This window comes from Paenibacillus jiangxiensis (genome assembly GCF_046098255.1).
GTDB lineage: Bacteria > Bacillota > Bacilli > Paenibacillales > Paenibacillaceae > Paenibacillus > Paenibacillus jiagnxiensis.
In genome coordinates this window covers 85,188-104,725 of sequence record NZ_JBJURI010000005.1, presented here as the reverse complement: position 1 = coordinate 104,725, position 19,538 = coordinate 85,188, and the positions used below count along the sequence as shown (strand labels likewise).

Genomic DNA, 19,538 nt, shown 5'->3' with positions numbered 1-19,538 from the left:
ACTTTCCCACTAGCAGTCCCCGTTAATTATATCACCAGTTATTACCTGATACTCTAATAACATTAAAATCAGGGCATTTGTCTTCTCCATAGATGGCGTGAACACCGGGATTATTAATTTTGACATTGGTAAAGCTTGCTTCTCCAACCGCCGGTCCCTGCCCGTTTTCGGCTTTGACAACCAGTTTGATTCCATAACGTGCAGGGTTATTGATATTGATGTTCTCTACACGTACGTTTTGCATCGGAACATGTTCAGGAGATTTGCTCTGGAACATCAGGCCAAAGTATACAGGCTCGTTAATATCCACATTTTTCAACACAATATTCTTGAAGTCCCGATCGCCGCCATGGAACCAGACAGCACCAAAGTTCTGGTATTCATTGATTTTGTCATCTCCTCCAGCACTGGTCCAGAAATCCCCGCCAGTCCGGTCCAGGGTTACTCCGTCGATGACCGTATCTTTGTCGCCAAAGCCCAGGGTGTTATATCCAAAGCTCAAGCTGCTAATCGTTAATCCGGGATAGGTTAGCGTATCAGCACCGTACAGATTCCGGAATACGTTATTCTGACCGCCATAGACTGCAAAAGCCGCAGCTCTTCTTACACAGGTTGCCGTAAGGTTGGTGTACTGGTTACCCACATTGTAAGAACCACCCGAATCAATTGCACTGAATAATGCGAATGAGTCGTCACCGGTGCCGCGGGCGTAGTTGTTGTCTATGACATTATAGGAGGAGCCATTAGTCATGTTGATTGCATCCGCAAATATGTTCTTAATGCGGTTATTTTTGAACGTATTGTGCGAGGAGTTGACACCCCAATACAGGCAGATAAAGTGCTCGGCCCAGACATTCTCTATCGTTACATTCTGCATGCCGCTGCCATCAATGAATTTTCCGGGTCCATCTACTCTGTACACATAATTGCCCCAGGCTGACAGATCTTTAATGACTGATCCATTGGCTGTTGAACCGATATTAAACCCAACATCCGTATTCGTCCGATTCTGCGGCGCAACCAGCTTGGTGTGCCAAAGGCCAGCACCGACGATTTCCGTTGCGCGTCCGTATAAATAAATCTTGTTGTCCAGCGGCCATTCGCCTGCAGGAATAAAAATTCCTTTCTTCGTTTCATCCTGTCTGAATTCATTCAACGCCTGTTCGATTGATTTGGAGCTTGAAACCTCCACATACTTGGACGGGTCCGGGTTTTGAGCCGGAGGCGCCACATGTTCCGTTTCGATCATGTCTACATAAATCCATGGAACATCTCCCGCATCTTTTTGAATTTTAATCCTGGTACCGGCCGGATACACTTGATCCAGTAATAACTGGGCGTCCTCATACAGCCAGTAAGCTTTTTCTCCCTGATTATCATATCCAAGCCGCCCAAGCGTCGCAGGTGTTGCGTACACGTAAGAGAATTTGGATGTTATGGTAAAGTCACCAATCTCAGCATCATCTGCATAAATACTGATTGTACCCGTGGTGTTTTCAGCAACCGCGTTACGGAGCACGAACGCATTGGCTGGAGAGGTGAGTGTAAACTCCACATATTCTCCATTTGCATCCAGATGAACTGCTGAACGGCCCGATGCTTCACCTGCAAAATCTCCAGGCGTAAAATTTTTAGCCAGTACCGTTCCATTGGTGCTATTGGATGAAGACTCCGCTTCTATTATGGTAAATGGCATATTTGCACCACGCCCTGAATAAAGACTTGCTGTATTTTCATTGTTGGTTCGCTTGCTTGGGATTTCATTGGCATCTGCTTCAACGATGCTCCTTACACTGTAGCTGCCGTCTTCCACTGCCCAGGTTCCCATGGTTACATTCGCGGATTCACCCGCCTCCAACGTACCGTTAAAAGCTTCATTAAATGTTTGCACCGTTGAGCCAGCGGCATCCGTGATCACTAATTTCACGCCATGATTCCCGCTTGCGCTGGCTATACTGCCTTGGTTCTTAAGGTTCACAGTAAAGGTTATCGTATCGCCTGCACTCGGATTCGTCGGTGTCCATGAAGCCATTCCTACCAAATCTGAACTTGGAACGGGAGCAACGACCAAGGATGAGGAATGAGTGTAGCTGTTATTCGTCTCATTTTGTTCAATAATCAGGTTGCTTTCATCTACCTTGGCACTTACCGAATAGGTTGCAGCGCTGCGCGCTTCCGCATCCACGGACACTGTCGCTGATGCCCCGGCAGCCAATGATTCAACTTGGGCAGTCCCTGCCCGGGTATCGTTAAGATAAACATTGACATCCGTTGCCGGAGAGACTGTTGAGCCCCTATTTTCAACCGTCGCACTGATGGTCATTGCATCTGTTTCAGTGGGTGCGGCGGGTGTCCAGGACATACTCGTTACGACCAGGTCCGGATTAGGCGCCGTTGTGCCGATCACCTGGAGCTCCGCCACTTGTCCGCCCGGCGCTCCGGAGTTTGAAGTAAAACGAAGCTGTACACTGCTTGCCGTTGCATGAACAGGAATGGTTACGGTGTTTTCCGAAGCAGGGTTAAACGTATATTGAGCAGCAGAGACCAGATTCGTAAACGTTGTGGAATCCTGGTCATGGCCAAGCACTTGAATGGTTTGCGTGCGTGTGCCCCACTCGCTTGAAGGGTTCAGCTTAATCACAACAGATGAAAGACTTGCATCCGCTCCAAGATCTACCGAAAGTGTGCTTGGATGCCCGTTTCCTTCCCAATAAGTGGTTACATCGCCATCATTGGCATTCGCAGCGACGAAGTTAAAGGTTTCAGATGACGCGGTTATAGGCCTGTTGATCGCCAGGTTCGTGCCATCCTGGCCAGACCCGTTCCGTGTTACGGAACGGCTTGGAGCCGATGAATTGCCTGCAGCGTCTTTTGCGATGACATAATACGATAAGGCTACATTTGCAGGCTGATGATCTGTATAAGCAAGCGTATCTCCATCCACACTGTCATGCAATTGATTATTCAAGTAGATATCATATTCTGTTACACCTGCGTCATCTGTCGATGCGTCCCAGGTTAAATGAATTGTGTCTGAGGTCGGCTGTGTCAAAACAAGATTTGCAGGTGCTGTAGGTGCCTCTGAATCAGTTTCATCCGTGGAAGTTCCGTATACCTCCAACTCGGAAATTTGTGCGGCTGGCCATGTAGTGTTAGCAGTAACGTTAACCCTTACATACCGGGCAGCAGCTGCGTTAAGATCAACTGTAACGGTATTGCCGTCAGCCGGATTAAATTCATAATCTCTGGAGCTCACTATGTCTGAGAAATCAGAGCCATCTGTACTTCCCTGGATGGATAAAGTCTGTGTTCTGCTCTCCCATCCCGCAGGCAGCCTCAATGTAACATGATCAATGCTGGCCTTCCTCCCAAGATCCACTTGAATCCATTGCGGGAACTCATGATTTTCGCTTTCCCAGTAGCTGTCTTGTTCACCGTCAAAAGCATAACCTGCCGTATATTCGCCATTATTGCTGCTTGAAGTGGCGGATTTTCCTAATGCCAGATTCGCTCCTTCTGCAGCCTGAACCACTGGCATACCGAATGATGAAACAAAGGTCGCAAACAGCATCGTCAAAATGCTAAACAAGGCTAATTGTTTCTTCATTTGAATCCTCCTCATTTTTGATAGCGCTTACTTTTTCGCCTCGATTTTATCAAAGAAATCCTTTTGAACCGTTTGAGCAGCTTCGTCGAGTATTGCCTTTAGATCGTTGCTGTCACCAGTGAACACCTTTTGGATTGCAGTGGTCATGGTTGCATAATAATCCTGCGTATTAAATTGCGCTTCCGGCTTGCCGTCAAGCAGGGCATTGGACTCAGCATTGTATTTATAAACATTGTCATATTTATCTAACACAGCCCGAACTTTCTTGCCGTACTCGGAGTCAACGGTATAATAGTCCATGTGAGGCGGCACATAATATTTCCCATCCTTCTGGAATTGCTTGATGTTTTCTTCCAGGGAAGCCAAACCTTCATCCGAGAAGTAGTCAAATACGATATAGTTAAAGGCAGCTTCCTGTTCAGCTGGTGTAGCGTTAGGGTTAATGACCAGATAGTCTCCACCCAATACACCCGTATGTTTCCCGCCCGTTTCTGCTGCCGGCATAGGGAAGGTCAATACATCTTCAGGTTTCATCCCCCCTTGATTCAGTGCTTGATCTAGCGGCCCTTCCGCACCTGCAATCACCATGGCCGCACGCCCTTGGGCAAACGCGCCCACTGCGTCCCCCCAGCCTAACGCCCAGTCTTGTGGAATTGTGTTCTCATCCTTCAGCTGACGGTAGAAATCCAATGCTCTCAGACCCGCTTCACTGTTAAAAGTAGCTGTAACTTTGCCATTCTCAACCTTCTGAATGTCTCCGCCTGCTTCAAACAAGAAATTTGTCCAGTTCCAGCCAGCATCGTTGCCTTTCCCCATGGGAGCGATGCCTGCAATACCTGCTGACGGGTCTGCAACCACTTTCGCAGTTTTCAGCATATCATCCCAGGTCCAATCGTATGAAGGAACCGGAACTCCTTTGTCTTCTAACATTTTCTTATTCACGATCGTTGTCGTAACGTAACCTTTTTGCGCCACTCCATATACTTTACCGTCAATCATAAATTGCTTTTGCAGCACCGGGTTAATTTGATCTTTGTATTCGTATTTGTTCCACAAATCCGTGATATCCGCAGCCCAGCCGCTATCCACGAGAAACTTCGCTTCTGTTGCAAAGGTGTTGAAGAATGTTGGCGCTTCATTTGCGGCCATTTTGATACCGATTTGATCTACATTGTACTGCCATTCATCACGCACCACCTCCACATTCGGATAAGCAGCTTCGAAACGGGCTATTTTGTCATCCTCAATCGCTCTTAATTCTACTTTGTCCGGAGTTGGATAATAGATCTTGATTGTAATCTTGTCTTCTGATGCGGCGTTATCGCCCGCCCCGCAAGCAGCGAGAATGGTACTGAACAAGACCAGAATTAAAACAATAGCTGAAAGCTTCTTCATGTGATTTCCCCCTTGATTTATATTAAGGTGTTTCCGCGATGCTCGCCGTTTACCCCTTCACTCCGCCCAGATGCAGCCCGCGCATGATGAATTTTTGGAAAAGCAGGAAAACCACAAGAGGCGGAATCGTCACCATGGCAAGAATCGCAAACTTCACATTCAAATCCAATCTTCTTGCCTGAATAACGTATTGATAGATTGCCGTAGACAAAGGGTATTTTTGGTTGTCATGCATCACCATGGAGGGCCAGAACCAATCATTCCATACCGCTGCAAAAATAAAAATGCCTAAAGTAGAAAAGATCGGAATAGAGAGCGGAACCGCAATTTGGACAAAACATCTCCATTCGGATGCGCCATCCATCCTTGCCGCTTCAAATATTTCTTGGTGTATTTCATCAAAGAAGGTCTTAAGCAGCAGCAGGAAAAAAGCATTGGCTCCGGCAGGCAGCCAGAGGGCCGCGAAGCTGTTCAGCAAGCCGAAGTCTTTTAAGTTAACGAAGTTCGGTATGATATAAGTTGTAGGCGGTATAAACAACGTCATTAAAAAGAAAAAATAGATGCCTTTTTTATACGGGATATTTAGCCTTGATAAACTAAAGGCGGCCAGACCCAATGCAGTAAAAATGACGGTTATGTTGCCCAGAAAGATATAAAGCGTATTGCGGAAAAACAATGGGATATCAATGAACTCCCAAGCCTTCTGGAAATTTCCCCACTGTACCTCATTGGGGAAGTAGGTAGGCGGAAAGGAATTGACTTCCGTGTTAGGCTTGAAGGCGTTAAAAAGCATAACTGTAACCGGATACAGCATGGAACACACCATGGCAGCGATGATTAAGAGCATCAAGATATACATCAGCTTATACTTGGGTTTCCGCAAATCATAATGTGATAAAATGCCACGATCCGCATTCTTCATCCTCATTTCGCCTCCTCTTGGTTCAGTCTGAATTGCAGAACAGCCAGCCCTGCCAATACAAGGAACATCAACACCCCTAATGCGGAAGCAACACCAATTTCAAGTCTTGTAAATGCGTATTTAACAACCAGTAAGGCATAAGTCAGTGTGGCATTGTTGGGTCCGCCATCGAGCATGGCCAGCTGGGACTGATAACCCTGTGATGTCGAAATTAACTGTAAAGTTAACATCAGCAGGATGAGTTTTTTAATCGAAGGAAATGTAATGAATCGAATGCGATCCCACACGCCGGCGCCGTCAATTTCAGCCGCTTCATACCAATCTCTGGGGATGCTCAGCACCGCGGCCAAATAGATTAACATGCCTGATCCGAACTGCTGCCATGTTTCCATAAATACCAATGATGTCATGGACCATGCTTTATCAACCATGAAGGCGATTTGATTGAACCCTAGCGATGTGAGCAATGCGTTGAGGGGGCCAACCGGATCATAGATCCATCTCCACAAGCCATACAGGACAACCAGCGGAATGACATTGGGGAGATATGAGGCGACCCTTACAAAACCCTGAAACCGTTTTAGCTCTGAAATCATGACGGCAAACATAATCGGCACCCAAAAACCGAATATTAAACACAGCCCCATATAATAAAGCGTATTTTTGACAGCAATCAGTACGTTGGAATCCCCAAACACCGTCTTGTAATTCTCAAAACCGACAAACGTATTGCCCTTAACAAAATCCACATCATAAAAGCTGTACACAAATCCTTTAAAGATCGGCAGCCACAAAAACAGTACAAATAAAACGGCTGCAGGCAGTATAAATAAGAAACCCCAAAAGTGTCTACGCAGCAACGGATCTCCTTCTTTCTTTGGCCTTTTCTCTCCTTATCCCTATTGTATAAGGCTGAACCAAGAGGAGACAGGTGCAATTCTATGCAGATGGTAGGCGTTTTTACTTCTTTAATTGGCTGAGGCTTACACCAAAATATTTTTTGAAAATCTTGCTGAAATGCTCCGGTGATTCATAACCTACTTTATCCGCGATCTCATATCGCCTTAAATCCGTATTTAAAAGGAGCTTCCTGCTCTCCTCCATTCTTAACTTGATGACATATTCCCACAGGTTGCAGTCCGTATATTTTTTAAATAAGTAACTTAAATAATTGGGGCTGACATGGATTTTTTGCGCGACCTCATGCAGGGTTAATCCCTTTTGCGCATAGTTTTCGTGGATATATTTGGTTGCTTTCACGACAATCCTGTTGTTTTGTTCATGCAGCTCATCTTCTGTTGGCTCCTCAGAGACACTTCCGCTGAAATCACCGTAATAAAAGACATGGTGATCCTTGTGCGCTCTATTCCAGAGCAATGCCTTATGGGCTTGCTGATTCAGGACGCTTAGAAATTCAATGCCTTTTAAAATTTGACTGATTCCAACCACGCATTGCACACCTAAATATTTATCAAGGTGGCTATGAATAGACCGTCCCATCGTATCCAACTGATTGATCTTGCTCACACTTAAGTCTGAATACATCACTTCACTCCATGGAATGATCATGCTGATTTCCTGTTCATCGGATGCAAAAGCGACCGGGCTCCAATCATGCTGGAGCAGTTCGCAAGCTATGTTAAGCACACCATAAGCAATCAGATTTTTATCTCTTGTAGTGAGCGCTTGATCGATCCGTGTTTCCGGAAGATCAAACCTGATTTTGAATACAGAAAAATAAGGACCTACCAGTTCCGTCTGATAGCAGGTTCTGAGCTTATTCACAGTCGTCTCTTTTTCATCCGTTCCCTGCAAAAGCTGCTGCAGCAGCTTGTTTCTCGCATCATCCGGCTCCTGCATGTGAAAGCCGTTAAGCAAGGATAAATATTCTCCTTTTTTCTCACTGGGCCGAACCATCTGGAGCAATACATTCCGTACCGAGTCCAGAAATTGCCCATCTTTTATAGGTTTAAGCAGATAATCCTTTGCCCCCATGCGAATAGCCATTTGAGCGTATTGAAACGTTTCATGGGCGGATATGATAATCGTCTGCATCCACGGCTTGGCCAGCTTGGCTTGCTGCATTAAGTCAATACCACTCATGGCACCCATTTGGATATCGGTCACCAGCAGGTCGATCTCCTCCATACGAATCACATCCAGGGCTTCATGACCGCTGTAAGCCAAAAAAATTTGATGAATACTGAGCCCGGAGCTGTTTAATAAATGGCTTAACCCTTTACAAATCAACGGTTCATCGTCGACGATCAATATATTGTACATATCCTTCGCCCCCACTAAGCTTTATAATGTGAATCTGCTGGCCGATTCTTTGGAAATATCAAAATCGCGACTGTCCCGCCTTCCGGGATGGCCCTGTAGCTTAAACCATAACCTTGCCCGTAATGCAGCTGAATTCTTTGATGTATATTACGTATGCCGTACCCCAGGGACGGGTTGGATTCATTACCATAAAGCAAGCGGTGCATCGCCTCTAAATCGGCAGGTTTAAATCCATTGTCCGTGATCTCGACCATAACAACGTCTTCTTCCCTTAACCGGGCTGAAATCGTAATCATCCCATCTTCCCCCATGTTTTTCACCCCATGAATGATGGCATTTTCAATCAATGGCTGCAGGGTGATCTTGGGGATCAGGACATGATACAGTTCCTTGGAAATATTCCAATGTACTGTGAATGAATAATCATATCTTATTTTCTGCAGGCTGACATACGCTTTGGCATGCTCCAGCTCTTCTTCCAGAGTAATGAGCTCCTTGCCCCGGCTGAGTGCAATCTTCATCAGCTTCGAAAGCTCTTTAATCATCTCTGATGATTCCGTTTTTCCTTCCAATGAACTCTTCCAATAAATGCTTTCCAGCGTGTTATACAGGAGATGTGGATTGATTTGCTGATACAAAATTTGCAGCTGCGCTTCCTTTTGCCTGATTTCCGCCTGATATTTGTATTGAAATAACGTATTTAGCCGCAATGCCATTTCATACATGGACGACATCAAAACACCTACCTCATCCGTACGTTTACTTGGCGGCGGGATCACGACCGTCTTGCCCGGTTCATACCATCTTATAAATTTCACCAGCTTCTGGATGGGTGTCATCAAGGACTTCCAAAAATATATGAATAAAAGCAGAACCAGCAGTACATAGAAAAATGATATCAGTCCAATCACCTGTTTCAGCTCACTTTGCTGCTGCAAAAGCGTATCCATTGGGATTTTATAGATTAATTTCTGGTCTGATATCTCATTTTGATTGATGACATAGATCGTATCTTCCGTCATTGCGTACTCCATTGTCCTAGAACTGTTATGCCGCTGGAAGTTGGATGGAAGCTTAAGGATTGAACCGATCGCCCCTTGTGTGGACGCAAGCACTTGATTGTTGTTATTTACAAGATAAATCTCCCCATCATCAGGCAATGATACCGCTTTCATGGATTCGCGTACTTTTTGCTCCACATTCGTCACGACCAGCACCCCAATGACATCATGATTCCTATAGATGCTTTTCACAGCGCGTATGTAAGACAGTGTGTCGTTATGATTAAAATAGCTATTGTTTTGGATTATTTTTAGGTAGCCCTTGCCTTTCTTGCTTATGGCTTCATCAAACCATTCCGGTTTATTGGCGTCCGAGAAGAAATACACCCCGGTGTTTTGCACCTGAGTTTTCGGGGCAAAGAAATAATAGTCATTGGGATCGTAAATATACAGCGAGTAATACAACCCCGCTCCATTGTCTGCTTCCAGTGAATAGGCCGACAGCAGATTAAACATTTCATTTTCTTTTTGCAAGCGTTCATATACATGATCCGTTTTGCTGGGGATCAAGGCCTGGGTAACGGAATCCTGAATGATCGTCACCGTAATTTTATCAATTGTATTGATATCCCGGTCAATGAGAATATGGTTCAGCGCATTCATCTCAGCATAGGCTGTAGTGACATGCCGCTTAAGGATTGCCTCGGCTTGAACGTTGCCATACCAATGCAGGAACAGCAAGGGAATAACCATAGTCAGGAAGATCAAAATAATCTGATACTTTAGGTTCCAATTTGTCAATGGATTAAATGTTATCTGTTTCATGGCCTCTCTCCCTGCCATTTATATTGTGCATATCCCACTATATAGAAAATACTGTATAAATGAAGTTAATCCTTCCCCGAGATTAACTTTTTCATGGAGGGTAACATCAAACTTTGCTCAAGGCTTTGTAAAATAAATATAGGGACCGGCAAATAAGCCGATCCCTAATGATTAACCTTTTCGCTATAGCTCCAACAATCCAATCACCAGTTATTACCTGAACCTCTTATGACCTTGAAATCAGGAGATTTGTCTTCTCCATAAATCGCCTGAACACCGGGGTTTTTAATCTTGACATTGGTAAAGCTTGCTTTGCCAACCGCCGGTCCCTGTCCGTTTTCGGCTTTGACAACCAGCTTGATTCCATAACGCGCAGGGTTATTGATATTGATGTTCTCTATACGTACGTTTTGCATCGGGATATTTTCCGGAGATTTGCTCTGGAACATCAAGCCAAAGTATACAGGCTCGTTAATATCCACATTTTTCAACACAATATTCTTGAAGTCCCGATCGCCGCCATAGAACCAGACCGCACCGTAGTTCTGGTATCCATTGATTTTGTCATCTCCGCCAACACTGGTCCAGAAATCCCCGCCGGTTCGGTCCAAGGTTACTCCGTCGATGACAGTATCTTTGTTGCCAAAGCCTAAGGTGTTATATCCGAAGCTCAAGCTGCTGATCGTTAATCCGGGATAGGTTAGCGTATCTGCACCGTACAGATTCCGGAATACATTATTCTGACCGCCATAGACTGCAAAAGCCGCAGCTCTTCTTACACAGGTTGCTGTAAGGTTGGTGTACTGGTTGCCTGCATTGTAAGAATCGCCCGAATCGATTGCGCTGAATAATGCGAATGAATCGTCACCGGTGCCTCGGGCATAGTTGTTGTCTATGACATTGTATGAGGAACCATTGGTCATATTGATGGCATCCGCAAATATGTTCTTAATGCGGTTATTTCTGAACGTATTGTGCGAAGAGTTGACACCCCAATACAAGCAGATAAAGTGCTCGGCCCAGACATTCTCTATCGTTACATTCTGCATGCCGTTGCCATCAATGAATTTCCCCGGTCCATCTACTCTGTACACATAATTGCCCCAGGCTGACAGATCTTTAATGACTGATCCATTGGCTGTCGAACCGATATTAAACCCAACATCCGTATTCGTTCGATTCTGCGGCGCAACCAGCTTGGTATGCCAAGGACCAGCGCCAATGATTTGCGTTGCGCGCCCGTATAGACTAATTTTTTTATTTAGCGTCCATTCGCCTGCAGGAATAAAGATTCCTTTCTTCGTTTTATCTTGTCTGAATTCATTCAAAGCCTGTTCGATTGATTTGGACTTTGAAACCTCTACATATTTGGTCGGGTCCGGGTTTTGAGCCGGAGGCGCCACATGTTCCGTTTCGATCATGTCTATGTAAATCCAGGGAACATCTCCCGCGTCTTTTTGAATTTTAATCTTGGTTCCGGCCGGGTATACTTTATCAAGCAGTAACTGGGAATCCTCATACAACCAGTAAGCTTTTTTTCCTTGGTTATCATATCCCAGCCGCCCAAGCGTCGTAGGCGTTGCATACACGTGAGAAAATTTGGATGTTACAGTAAAGTTGCGGATATCGGCACCATTCGCATAAATACTGATTGTTCCTGTGGTGTTTTCGGCAACAGCGTTACGGAATACAAACGCATTTGCTGGAGAAGTGAGTGTAAACTCCACATATTCTCCATTTGCATCCAGACGAACTGCTGAACGGCCCGATGCTTCACCTGCAAAGTCTCCAGGCGTAAAATTCTTTGCCAATACCGTTCCATTCGTTCGATTGGATGAAGACTCCGCTTCTAATACGGTAAATGGCATGTTAGCACCACGCCCGGAATTTTGTGTGATAGCAGGATTTGCGGTGGCTGTAGACGCCTCTGAGTCAGGAACATCAGTAGACGTACCGTAAACCTCCAACTCGGAAATTTGTGCGGCTGGCCAAGTGGTGTTAGCTGTTATGTTAACCCGTACATAGCGAGCACTAGTTGCGTTGAAGTCGACTGTAACGGCATTGCTGGCGGCCTGCTTAAATTTATAGTCTTTAGAGCTCACTAAGTCCGAGAAATCAGATCCATTTGTACTTCCTTGGATGGATAAGGTCTGTGTTCTAGTCTCCCAACCCGCAGGAAGCCTCAATATGGCGCGGTCAATACGGGTTGCTTTCCCGAGATCCACTTGAATCCATTGCGGGAGCTTATGATTTTTGCTTTCCCAGTAGCTATCCTGTTTACCGTCAACAGCATTGTCAGCCGTATATTCACCATTATTGCTGCTTGAAGTGGCGTGTTTTCCCAATGCCAGATTCGGTCTTTCCTTCGCTTGAACTACGGGTAAACCGAACGAGAAAACAACGGTCGTAAACAGCATCGTTAATATGCTTAACCAGGCTAATCGTTTCTTCATTTTAATCCTCCAAACTCAATTTTATCAAAGAAATCCCTTTGATCCGTTTCAGCCGCCTCGTCAAGTATAGCCTGCATGTCGTCACTTTCACCAGCAAATATCTTCTGAATTGCAGTGGTAATTGTTGCATAATAGCCCATGCCGCAAAGCCATTTCATACATGGACCACATCAAAAAACCTACCTTGTCAGTACGTTTACTTGGCGGCGGATTCACGACCGTTTTGCCCGGCCTTGTGGAATTTATGAGCAGATTTGATGAAGTTTATCAGGAACGAACCCGGGGGTTCGCTCCCTTCATGAGCCCATAAAAAAAAAGAAAACCTCACTCTGACGAGTGAAGCTTCCTTTTTTTATGGAGCCTAGGGGGATCGAACCCCTGACCTCATCGCTGCCAGCGATGCGCTCTCCCAGCTGAGCTAAGGCCCCAAATTCTTATTCAATTTGTCATCCGTTCGCGGCGACTTCTATATCATATAAAATTCAAGCGCTTCTGTCAATACTTTTTCACCGCCTGAGGCCGACGATTTATTCGTCGGCCGTGTCCTTGGAGAGCAATGTTTTCAGTTCCTTCATGAACATGTTGATGTCCTTGAATTGGCGGTATACTGAAGCAAAACGGACATAGGCCACTTCATCCACCGGGTACAGCTGCTCCATGACCAGCTCGCCGATATCGCGGCTTTCCACCTCGGCTGCTGCGGTGTTGCGCAGCGAATTTTCCACCTGAGAGACGATCCGTTCCAGATGCTCAACGGACACCGGCCGCTTCTCACAGGCCCGGATGAGCCCCCGCAATATTTTGTCACGGCTGAACTCCTCGCGGCTGCCGTCCTTCTTAATGACCATCAGCGGCGTTTCCTCCACCATTTCAAAGGTGGTAAACCGCCGGCTGCATTGCTCGCATTCACGGCGGCGCCGAATCGATTTATTTTCATTCGCTGGTCTTGAATCCAGCACTTTGGTGCCTGCATAACCGCAGAATGGACATTTCATAAAAACTCGCTCACTTCCTTTTACCAATAACTTCATTTTTAATAAGAGTCATAAAATCTGTCTTCCTGCACATAATACTTGTACCAACCCGGAGGAGGTGAACAGCAATGGGACAAGGTGGTAGCAATGGAAACTCCAACAACCTGGTAGTGAAACAAGCTTCCGGCGCGTTGGAACAGCTTAAATACGAGGTTGCTCAGGAACTTGGTATCTCTATTCCACAAGACGGTTACCAAGGTAACATGACTTCTTACGAAAACGGTTCGATCGGGGGTTTCATCACGAAACGCCTGGTGACAATCGCTGAGCAGCAACTGGCCGGTCAATTTCGTTAATTCTTAACCCCTTAAAACGGCGGGACAGGTCAAACGGCTTGTCCCGCCATTCCTATTCATTAAAACTGGCCGTATATTTTCGTGTACTGCCTGTAATAATGAATGACCCGCTGTACATAATGCCTTGTTTCCCCGAACGGGATCTGCTTAACCGTCTGTTCCCTGCCATCCCAAACCCCTTCCCGCATCCATTCTTTCACCTTGCCGGGGCCCGCGTTATATGCGGCGATCATTGCCACCGGATTGTTCTGGAATTGCTCCCCCAGACTGTGTACGTACCAGGTACCGAGCTTAATGTTCATATCAGGCTCGTCCCTTATCAGCTCAAGCGGAACCCGGGGAAAACCTGTTTTATCCATAATCCACTGCGCCGTATCCGGCATCAGCTGCATCAGGCCAAGCGCTCCCCTGCGTGATTCCTTGCTTGTCTCATAATTAGTCTCCACGCGGATAATGGAGGCAATGAGGAACGGATCGACTTCATACATTTGAGCATGTTCCCTGATTTCATCCTTGTAATGGATCGGATAAAACCAGGACATCCAATTCGAGCTTAGGAATAAAAAAAGCACAAAAGCTACAAACAAAACAAGCAGAACTCTTTTTTTACGCAAAATCCTCATGAAAATACCTTCCGCTCCAACAACTCATCCAATTGCCGCTCTGTATCAGCTACATCACGGCTGTTATCCACAACGATATCCGCAAGACGCTTCTTCTCCTCAATCGGCATCTGTGCGTCAAGTCTCTGTCTTGCTTGCTCTGGTGTCAGCCCGTCACGCTGCATCAGCCTCTTGAGCTGAACCTCCGCCGGAACATAGACGACCATAACCTTTTGAAACAGATTATCCAGCCTGGACTCATACAGCAGCGGAATATCCACGACGACGAGCTTGTCCGGAAACTCCGCCTCGTAAGCATTCATCCGCCGTATGATCTCCTGCCGAATGGCGGGATGGGTAATTTCATTCAAGGCTTGGCGCTCCGAAGGATTGGCGAATACAATCGCCCCAAGCCTCTTGCGATGCAGCGTTCCGTCCTCATTCAAAACCTCTTGTCCGAAATGACGGACAACAGCGTTCAGCACAGGATGCCCCGGAAGCATCACTTCCCGGGCAATGGCATCGGCATCGACCAGCAGCGCACCCCTGGCTGCCAGCAGCGCCGATACCGTGCTCTTCCCGGTGGCAATGCCCCCGGTCAAACCGATAATCATGTATTCACCCGCTTTCGGCTATAACAATTTCATCATACCCATAATAATTAGCAGTAATGCAGGCAGTACGCTGAATACCTTCATAAAGCGGAAGGCTGCCAAACGGAACCCTGCCTTCATGCCAGCGATCAAAAACAGCCCGCTGAATACCGCTATGGTTGCCGCTGTGGTCAGCGGAGTATATCCCAGCATGGCCGCCCCTAATCCCGCTCCGAAAGAATCAAGGGATAAGGCCATCCCAAGCCATATCGCTTCCTGGGCAGATATGCTTCCGGAACGGTCCGTATCGGCGGCAGATGGGCTGCGTAAAATATGGATGACCAGCCCTATCTTGCGAAGCTCCATAGAGAACAGCATTTTATTCGGACCCTCAGCAACTTCGCTTTCCGATTCCTTTTCATGCGAAACAGCTTCCCCGGCCTCTTCCTTATTGTCTCTGTTTTGTACCGATTGGATCAGCGACCAACAGCCGATACCGATCAGAATGACAGCACCGAGAAGTGAAGTGAAGATTGGGGATAGAAACCTCATCAGCAGTGCTCCGGCCTGCATGGACACCATAATGATCAGGCCGGAGCAAAGGCAAATGATCAAAATGGAGCCTATCGGTATCCTCATCTTCCGCAGCCCGTATGTAACCCCTACACCAAAGCTGTCCAAACTTAACGCAAAGGCAAGCAGCAGCAGGGAAAACCACGCATAATCCACTCCAAATACCTCCCTGTAACGGAGCCGGCCCGGTTGGGGCCGGGCTCACGTTCTCATATCTCAGGGATAGTATATGGCGGGAATTTGCGCGAAGTGCATGCTACATTGGCGGCACAGGCTGACAGACAGGACAGTAATGAGTTCCCCGTCCGGCTACCACCGTTTTCTCTACGGCTGTTCCACAGCGAACACAAGGCTCCGCTTTTCGTCCATAAATTTGCAGCTGATGCTGAAAGGAACCGGATTGTCCTTGTCCGTTCACATAGGACTTGACGGAAGAGCCGCCAGCAGCAACCGACTCGGACAGCGTGTCCACTATTGCTCTGTGCAGCAGGGTAATTTGCTCCATACTGAGCGATTTGGCTGATTGGGCAGGATGGATACCTGCACGGAACAACGACTCATCTACATATATATTCCCGATCCCGACGATATATGCCTGATTCAGCAGCGCGGCTTTGATGGAAGTCGCCCTGCTTCCTACCGCATCGCGCAGCGCCTCCACGGTAAAGGCTTCATCCAGCGGCTCTATGCCCAGCTTGTACAGCGGTGCTGAAACCAGGTCTTCGCCTGTTTTGAATAAATGCATCGTTCCGAACTGTCTAACATCCTTATATCTTAGCTCGGTCCTATCCGTAAAGTGAAAGATGACATGCGTATGCTTCTCTACGGGTTCATCCCCATTATAGAGACCATAACGTCCTTCCATCCGCAAATGGGACACCAAGACCAGGCCGTCAAGCAAAATACGCAGAAATTTGCCGCGGCGCTCCACACCGGTCACGGTATGTCCGGCAAGCTCCAGGGCAAATGCATGTATATCGTCAGGCCGCTGTATAATACGCGGCAGATGGACTGTTACTTGTTCGATTTGTTTTCCTGTAATAAGCTCGTTTAATGTTCTTTTGACTGTTTCCACTTCCGGCAGTTCCGGCATGTTGACTTCACCTCATGCTTTATTATAACGAAGAACCGCCTTTATGTTGAGCAGCCCATCCAGTTTATTTCGCTTCATACCAGTTGCTGCCGTAGCTTACCTCCGCTTTCAGCGGCACCGACAGCTTCAGCGCCGATTCCATCGTTGCCGGAACCAGCTCCTTCATGATCTCCAGTTCATCCTCCGGGACCTCGAATACAAGCTCATCATGTACCTGCAGCAGCATGCGGCTGCGCAGCTTACGCTCACTCATTGCATGATCCATATGCACCATGGCCAGCTTGATAATGTCGGCCGCGGTCCCCTGGATCGGCGTATTCATGGCCGTCCGCTCGGCGAAGGAACGGAGATTGAAATTGCTCGCATTGATTTCAGGCAGGTACCGTCTGCGTTCCAGCAGCGTTTTCACATAACCGTCGCGCTTGGCGTCCTTGACAATATCGTCCATGTAACGGCGGACACCCTGGAAGACGTCAAAATATTGATCGATAAACCTTGCGGCTTCCTTCCTCGTAATGTTCAGGTTCTGGGAAAGGCCGTAATCGCTGATTCCGTACACAATACCGAAGTTAACAGCCTTTGCGGAGCGCCTCATATTGGCATCCACCGCTTCCGGAAGAACGCCGAATACGTCCGAGGCCGTTTTGGTGTGAATGTCCATATCGTTCTGGAAAGCTTCCTTCAGCCGCTCGTCATCAGAGATATGCGCCAATACGCGGAGCTCAATCTGGGAATAGTCAGCCGCCAGAATCAGCCAGCCTGGCTCGGAAGGAACGAATACTTTACGGAGCTTTCTTCCTTCTTCCAGACGGATCGGGATGTTCTGCAGGTTGGGGTACTGGCTGCTGAGCCGGCCTGTCGCCGCGACCGTCTGGCGGAAATACGTATGCACCCGGCCCGTTTTCTCCGAAATTTCCTTCAACAGGCCTTCCACGTAGGTAGATTGCAGCTTGGCGATCGTACGGTATTGCAAAATATTTTGCACGATATCGTGGTAAGGGGCCAGCTTCTCCAGCACTTCGGCATCCGTGGAATAACCCGTCTTGGTCTTTTTGACGACAGGCAGCCCCAGCTTATCAAACAGAATTTCCCCGAGCTGCTTCGGTGAGTTCAGATTAAACTCCACCCCGGCAAGCTCATAAATTTCCTGAACCAGCCTTGCAATCTGCTCTTCAAATTCCTTGCCCAGCGCTTTAAGCTCGTCCACATTAACCCTGACTCCCTGCTTTTCCATATCCGCCAGAATTCGCGAGAGCGGCATTTCCAGCCCGAAGAACAGCTCCTTCATTCCATTCTCTTCAAGCTGCTTCTGCTGGGAAGGGATCAGCTCCTGAATGACGGCCGCTTTACGCGCAAGGTGATCTGCCAGGATGTCCTCCTCAGGCACCTTGTACTTGGCCCCTTTGCCGAACACCTCCTCATCCGGGCGAATAGACGGCAGGCCGTATTTGGCAGCAAGCCCGCTCAGCGTTTGATTCGCATCTGTCGGATCAAGAATGTACCCGGCAAGTTGAACGTCAAATTCCGCGCCCGCAAATTCAATACCGTGCCAGTGCAGGGCCAGGTCAGCCCGGTGCAGGTCATATCCGCGTTTTTGGCGCTGCGAATCGGACAGCCAGGAACGGATCGGATCTGCCGCATGCGAAGCCATCAGTTCAAACGGGATGAAGAATTGACGATCCGCTGTTCCTAACACAAGTGCAATGACCTGCGCCTGATGAGGGTTGTCTCCGTAGGTTTCAATATGAACGACTTCAATGGTATCCAGCGCGTTTTTCAGTTCTTCCAGGTTCTCTTCGCGGACGATCAGCACATCTGCTGCCGCCTCTGCAGTGCCTGAGGAGCTGCCGCTTTCGGCGGACAGGGATAGTCGCTCCAGCAGCGACTTGAATTCCAGCTTGGCCAGCGCAGCACCCGCCGTCTCCTCACGCAGACCGCCGAATACGATGTCATCCCACGTTTTGTCCAAGGGAACGTCACGGTATATGGTGGCCAGCTTTTTACTCATGCGGGCATCTTCGGCATGTGTTTCAATACGTTCCTTCATTTTGCCCTTCAGCTCATCCGTATGGGCAAGCACCTCTTCAACTGAGCCGTATTGATGCAGCAGCTTGAGCGCCGTTTTCTCGCCAACCCCCGGTATGCCCGGAATGTTATCGGAAGCATCGCCCATCAAACCTTTGAGATCAATGATCTGTTCCGGCTTCAGCCCATAGCGCTCCTGAATCTCGGCCGGACCATAGGCTTCGACCTCTGTGACTCCCTTCCGTGTCAAGCCGACCGTGACATGACCGGAAGCAAGCTGCAGCATATCCTTATCGCCCGTGACAATCATTACGGTACGTCCCGACTCGTCCGCCCTCTTCGTCAACGTTCCAATAATATCGTCCGCTTCATAACCCTCAAGCTCGAACTGGGCTATGCCGAATGCCACTAACAACTCCTTCAGCAGCGGAAACTGCTGGGACAGCTCCGGTGGTGTTTTCTCGCGTCCACCCTTGTAATCCTGATAGCCTTCATGACGGAAAGTCACCTTACCCGCATCAAAAGCCACCATGATATGCGTAGGTTTATGCTCTTCCAGCAGCCGCAGCAGCATCGTGGTGAAGCCGTACACAGCGTTGGTCTGCTGCCCGCTTGAATTCGTGAGCGGCGGCATGGCGAAGAACGCCCGGTATATAATACTGTTTCCATCTATAAGCATGAGTTTGTCCATTCCAGCACCTCGCGTGTTCATCATAAACATTTGCTCCCTTTATCTTAACACAATCCCCTTCCAACCAGAAAAAAATCGTCCTGCCCGCTTACATTCAATCATTAGGGATCAGCCGGTCAGAGGGAAAAAGGAAAAAACGGTTATT

15 protein-coding genes and 1 tRNA gene are annotated in these 19,538 nt (G+C 47.6%); 1 reads left to right on the top strand and 15 read right to left on the bottom strand.

Annotated features, from left to right (window positions below; translation table 11 throughout):
• Positions 1-31 precede the first annotated feature (31 nt).
• The 10 genes from ACI1P2_RS06995 to nrdR all read right to left on the bottom strand — a co-directional run bounded on the left by ACI1P2_RS06995 (position 32) and on the right by nrdR (position 13,481).
• Positions 32-3,607, bottom strand: coding sequence for a discoidin domain-containing protein (locus ACI1P2_RS06995; RefSeq protein WP_355318164.1), 3,576 nt, complete (start codon positions 3,605-3,607; stop codon positions 32-34).
• A 27-nt stretch (positions 3,608-3,634) separates the two neighbouring features.
• Positions 3,635-5,002: an ABC transporter substrate-binding protein gene (locus tag ACI1P2_RS06990; protein WP_355318162.1), complete on the bottom strand. Its 1,368-nt coding sequence runs from the start codon at positions 5,000-5,002 to the stop codon at positions 3,635-3,637.
• A 49-nt stretch (positions 5,003-5,051) separates the two neighbouring features.
• Positions 5,052-5,924 (bottom strand): carbohydrate ABC transporter permease, encoded by an 873-nt coding sequence (locus tag ACI1P2_RS06985; protein ID WP_355318160.1) that lies wholly within the window; start codon positions 5,922-5,924, stop codon positions 5,052-5,054.
• Between the two features lie 2 nt (positions 5,925-5,926).
• On the bottom strand, positions 5,927-6,781 hold the full coding sequence (locus tag ACI1P2_RS06980; protein ID WP_408976162.1) for a carbohydrate ABC transporter permease: 855 nt from the start codon (positions 6,779-6,781) through the stop codon (positions 5,927-5,929).
• Positions 6,782-6,884: 103 nt separating this feature from the next.
• Positions 6,885-8,207, bottom strand: coding sequence for a response regulator (locus ACI1P2_RS06975; RefSeq protein ID WP_355318156.1), 1,323 nt, complete (start codon positions 8,205-8,207; stop codon positions 6,885-6,887).
• A 14-nt stretch (positions 8,208-8,221) separates the two neighbouring features.
• Positions 8,222-10,033: a cache domain-containing sensor histidine kinase gene (locus ACI1P2_RS06970; protein WP_355318154.1), complete on the bottom strand. Its 1,812-nt coding sequence runs from the start codon at positions 10,031-10,033 to the stop codon at positions 8,222-8,224.
• A gap of 203 nt (positions 10,034-10,236) precedes the next feature.
• The gene (locus tag ACI1P2_RS06965; protein ID WP_355318152.1) at positions 10,237-12,486 is read right to left on the bottom strand and encodes a discoidin domain-containing protein; all 2,250 of its coding nucleotides are present in this window, start codon (positions 12,484-12,486) and stop codon (positions 10,237-10,239) included.
• On the bottom strand, positions 12,483-12,626 hold the full coding sequence (locus tag ACI1P2_RS06960; RefSeq protein ID WP_408976156.1) for a hypothetical protein: 144 nt from the start codon (positions 12,624-12,626) through the stop codon (positions 12,483-12,485). The genes ACI1P2_RS06965 and ACI1P2_RS06960 overlap by 4 nt, the downstream gene beginning before the upstream one ends.
• Positions 12,627-12,841: 215 nt before the next feature.
• A tRNA-Ala gene (locus tag ACI1P2_RS06955) sits at positions 12,842-12,914 on the bottom strand.
• Between the two features lie 99 nt (positions 12,915-13,013).
• A complete protein-coding gene (nrdR, locus tag ACI1P2_RS06950; RefSeq protein ID WP_355318148.1) occupies positions 13,014-13,481 on the bottom strand; it encodes a transcriptional regulator NrdR in 468 nt (155 codons plus the stop codon).
• Positions 13,482-13,588: 107 nt separating this feature from the next.
• Here nrdR and ACI1P2_RS06945 point away from each other — a divergent pair, with 107 nt between their 5' ends.
• On the top strand, positions 13,589-13,816 hold the full coding sequence (locus ACI1P2_RS06945; RefSeq protein ID WP_355318147.1) for an alpha/beta-type small acid-soluble spore protein: 228 nt from the start codon (positions 13,589-13,591) through the stop codon (positions 13,814-13,816).
• Between the two features lie 59 nt (positions 13,817-13,875).
• Here ACI1P2_RS06945 and ACI1P2_RS06940 read toward each other — a convergent pair whose 3' ends face one another.
• The 5 genes from ACI1P2_RS06940 to polA form a co-directional block, all read right to left on the bottom strand.
• A complete protein-coding gene (locus ACI1P2_RS06940; RefSeq protein ID WP_355318145.1) occupies positions 13,876-14,439 on the bottom strand; it encodes a lytic transglycosylase domain-containing protein in 564 nt (187 codons plus the stop codon).
• Positions 14,436-15,032, bottom strand: coding sequence for a dephospho-CoA kinase (gene coaE, locus ACI1P2_RS06935; RefSeq protein ID WP_355318143.1), 597 nt, complete (start codon positions 15,030-15,032; stop codon positions 14,436-14,438). The genes ACI1P2_RS06940 and coaE overlap by 4 nt, the downstream gene beginning before the upstream one ends.
• Positions 15,033-15,050: 18 nt before the next feature.
• On the bottom strand, positions 15,051-15,740 hold the full coding sequence (gene ytaF, locus ACI1P2_RS06930) for a sporulation membrane protein YtaF (RefSeq protein WP_355318142.1): 690 nt from the start codon (positions 15,738-15,740) through the stop codon (positions 15,051-15,053).
• Positions 15,741-15,840: 100 nt separating this feature from the next.
• Positions 15,841-16,677, bottom strand: a complete 837-nt coding sequence (gene mutM / locus ACI1P2_RS06925; protein WP_355318140.1) for a DNA-formamidopyrimidine glycosylase — start codon at positions 16,675-16,677, stop codon at positions 15,841-15,843.
• 64 nt (positions 16,678-16,741) lie between these two features.
• A complete protein-coding gene (gene polA / locus ACI1P2_RS06920) occupies positions 16,742-19,393 on the bottom strand; it encodes a DNA polymerase I (protein ID WP_355318466.1) in 2,652 nt (883 codons plus the stop codon).
• Positions 19,394-19,538 lie beyond the last annotated feature (145 nt).

What these genes read in the sequence shown, in the direction of transcription:
- ACI1P2_RS06995 (WP_355318164.1), bottom strand. Translation starts at nt 3,607, where the DNA reads ATGAAGAAACAATTAGCCTTGTTTAGCATTTTGACGATGCTGTTTGCG.
- ACI1P2_RS06945 (WP_355318147.1), top strand. Translation starts at nt 13,589, where the DNA reads ATGGGACAAGGTGGTAGCAATGGAAACTCCAACAACCTGGTAGTGAAA.
- mutM (WP_355318140.1), bottom strand. Translation starts at nt 16,677, where the DNA reads ATGCCGGAACTGCCGGAAGTGGAAACAGTCAAAAGAACATTAAACGAG.
- ACI1P2_RS06960 (WP_408976156.1), bottom strand. Translation starts at nt 12,626, where the DNA reads ATGGGCTATTATGCAACAATTACCACTGCAATTCAGAAGATATTTGCT.
- coaE (WP_355318143.1), bottom strand. Translation starts at nt 15,032, where the DNA reads ATGATTATCGGTTTGACCGGGGGCATTGCCACCGGGAAGAGCACGGTA.
- nrdR (WP_355318148.1), bottom strand. Translation starts at nt 13,481, where the DNA reads ATGAAATGTCCATTCTGCGGTTATGCAGGCACCAAAGTGCTGGATTCA.
- ACI1P2_RS06985 (WP_355318160.1), bottom strand. Translation starts at nt 5,924, where the DNA reads ATGAAGAATGCGGATCGTGGCATTTTATCACATTATGATTTGCGGAAA.
- ACI1P2_RS06990 (WP_355318162.1), bottom strand. Translation starts at nt 5,002, where the DNA reads ATGAAGAAGCTTTCAGCTATTGTTTTAATTCTGGTCTTGTTCAGTACC.
- ACI1P2_RS06940 (WP_355318145.1), bottom strand. Translation starts at nt 14,439, where the DNA reads ATGAGGATTTTGCGTAAAAAAAGAGTTCTGCTTGTTTTGTTTGTAGCT.
- ACI1P2_RS06975 (WP_355318156.1), bottom strand. Translation starts at nt 8,207, where the DNA reads ATGTACAATATATTGATCGTCGACGATGAACCGTTGATTTGTAAAGGG.
- polA (WP_355318466.1), bottom strand. Translation starts at nt 19,393, where the DNA reads ATGGACAAACTCATGCTTATAGATGGAAACAGTATTATATACCGGGCG.
- ACI1P2_RS06965 (WP_355318152.1), bottom strand. Translation starts at nt 12,486, where the DNA reads ATGAAGAAACGATTAGCCTGGTTAAGCATATTAACGATGCTGTTTACG.
- ACI1P2_RS06970 (WP_355318154.1), bottom strand. Translation starts at nt 10,033, where the DNA reads ATGAAACAGATAACATTTAATCCATTGACAAATTGGAACCTAAAGTAT.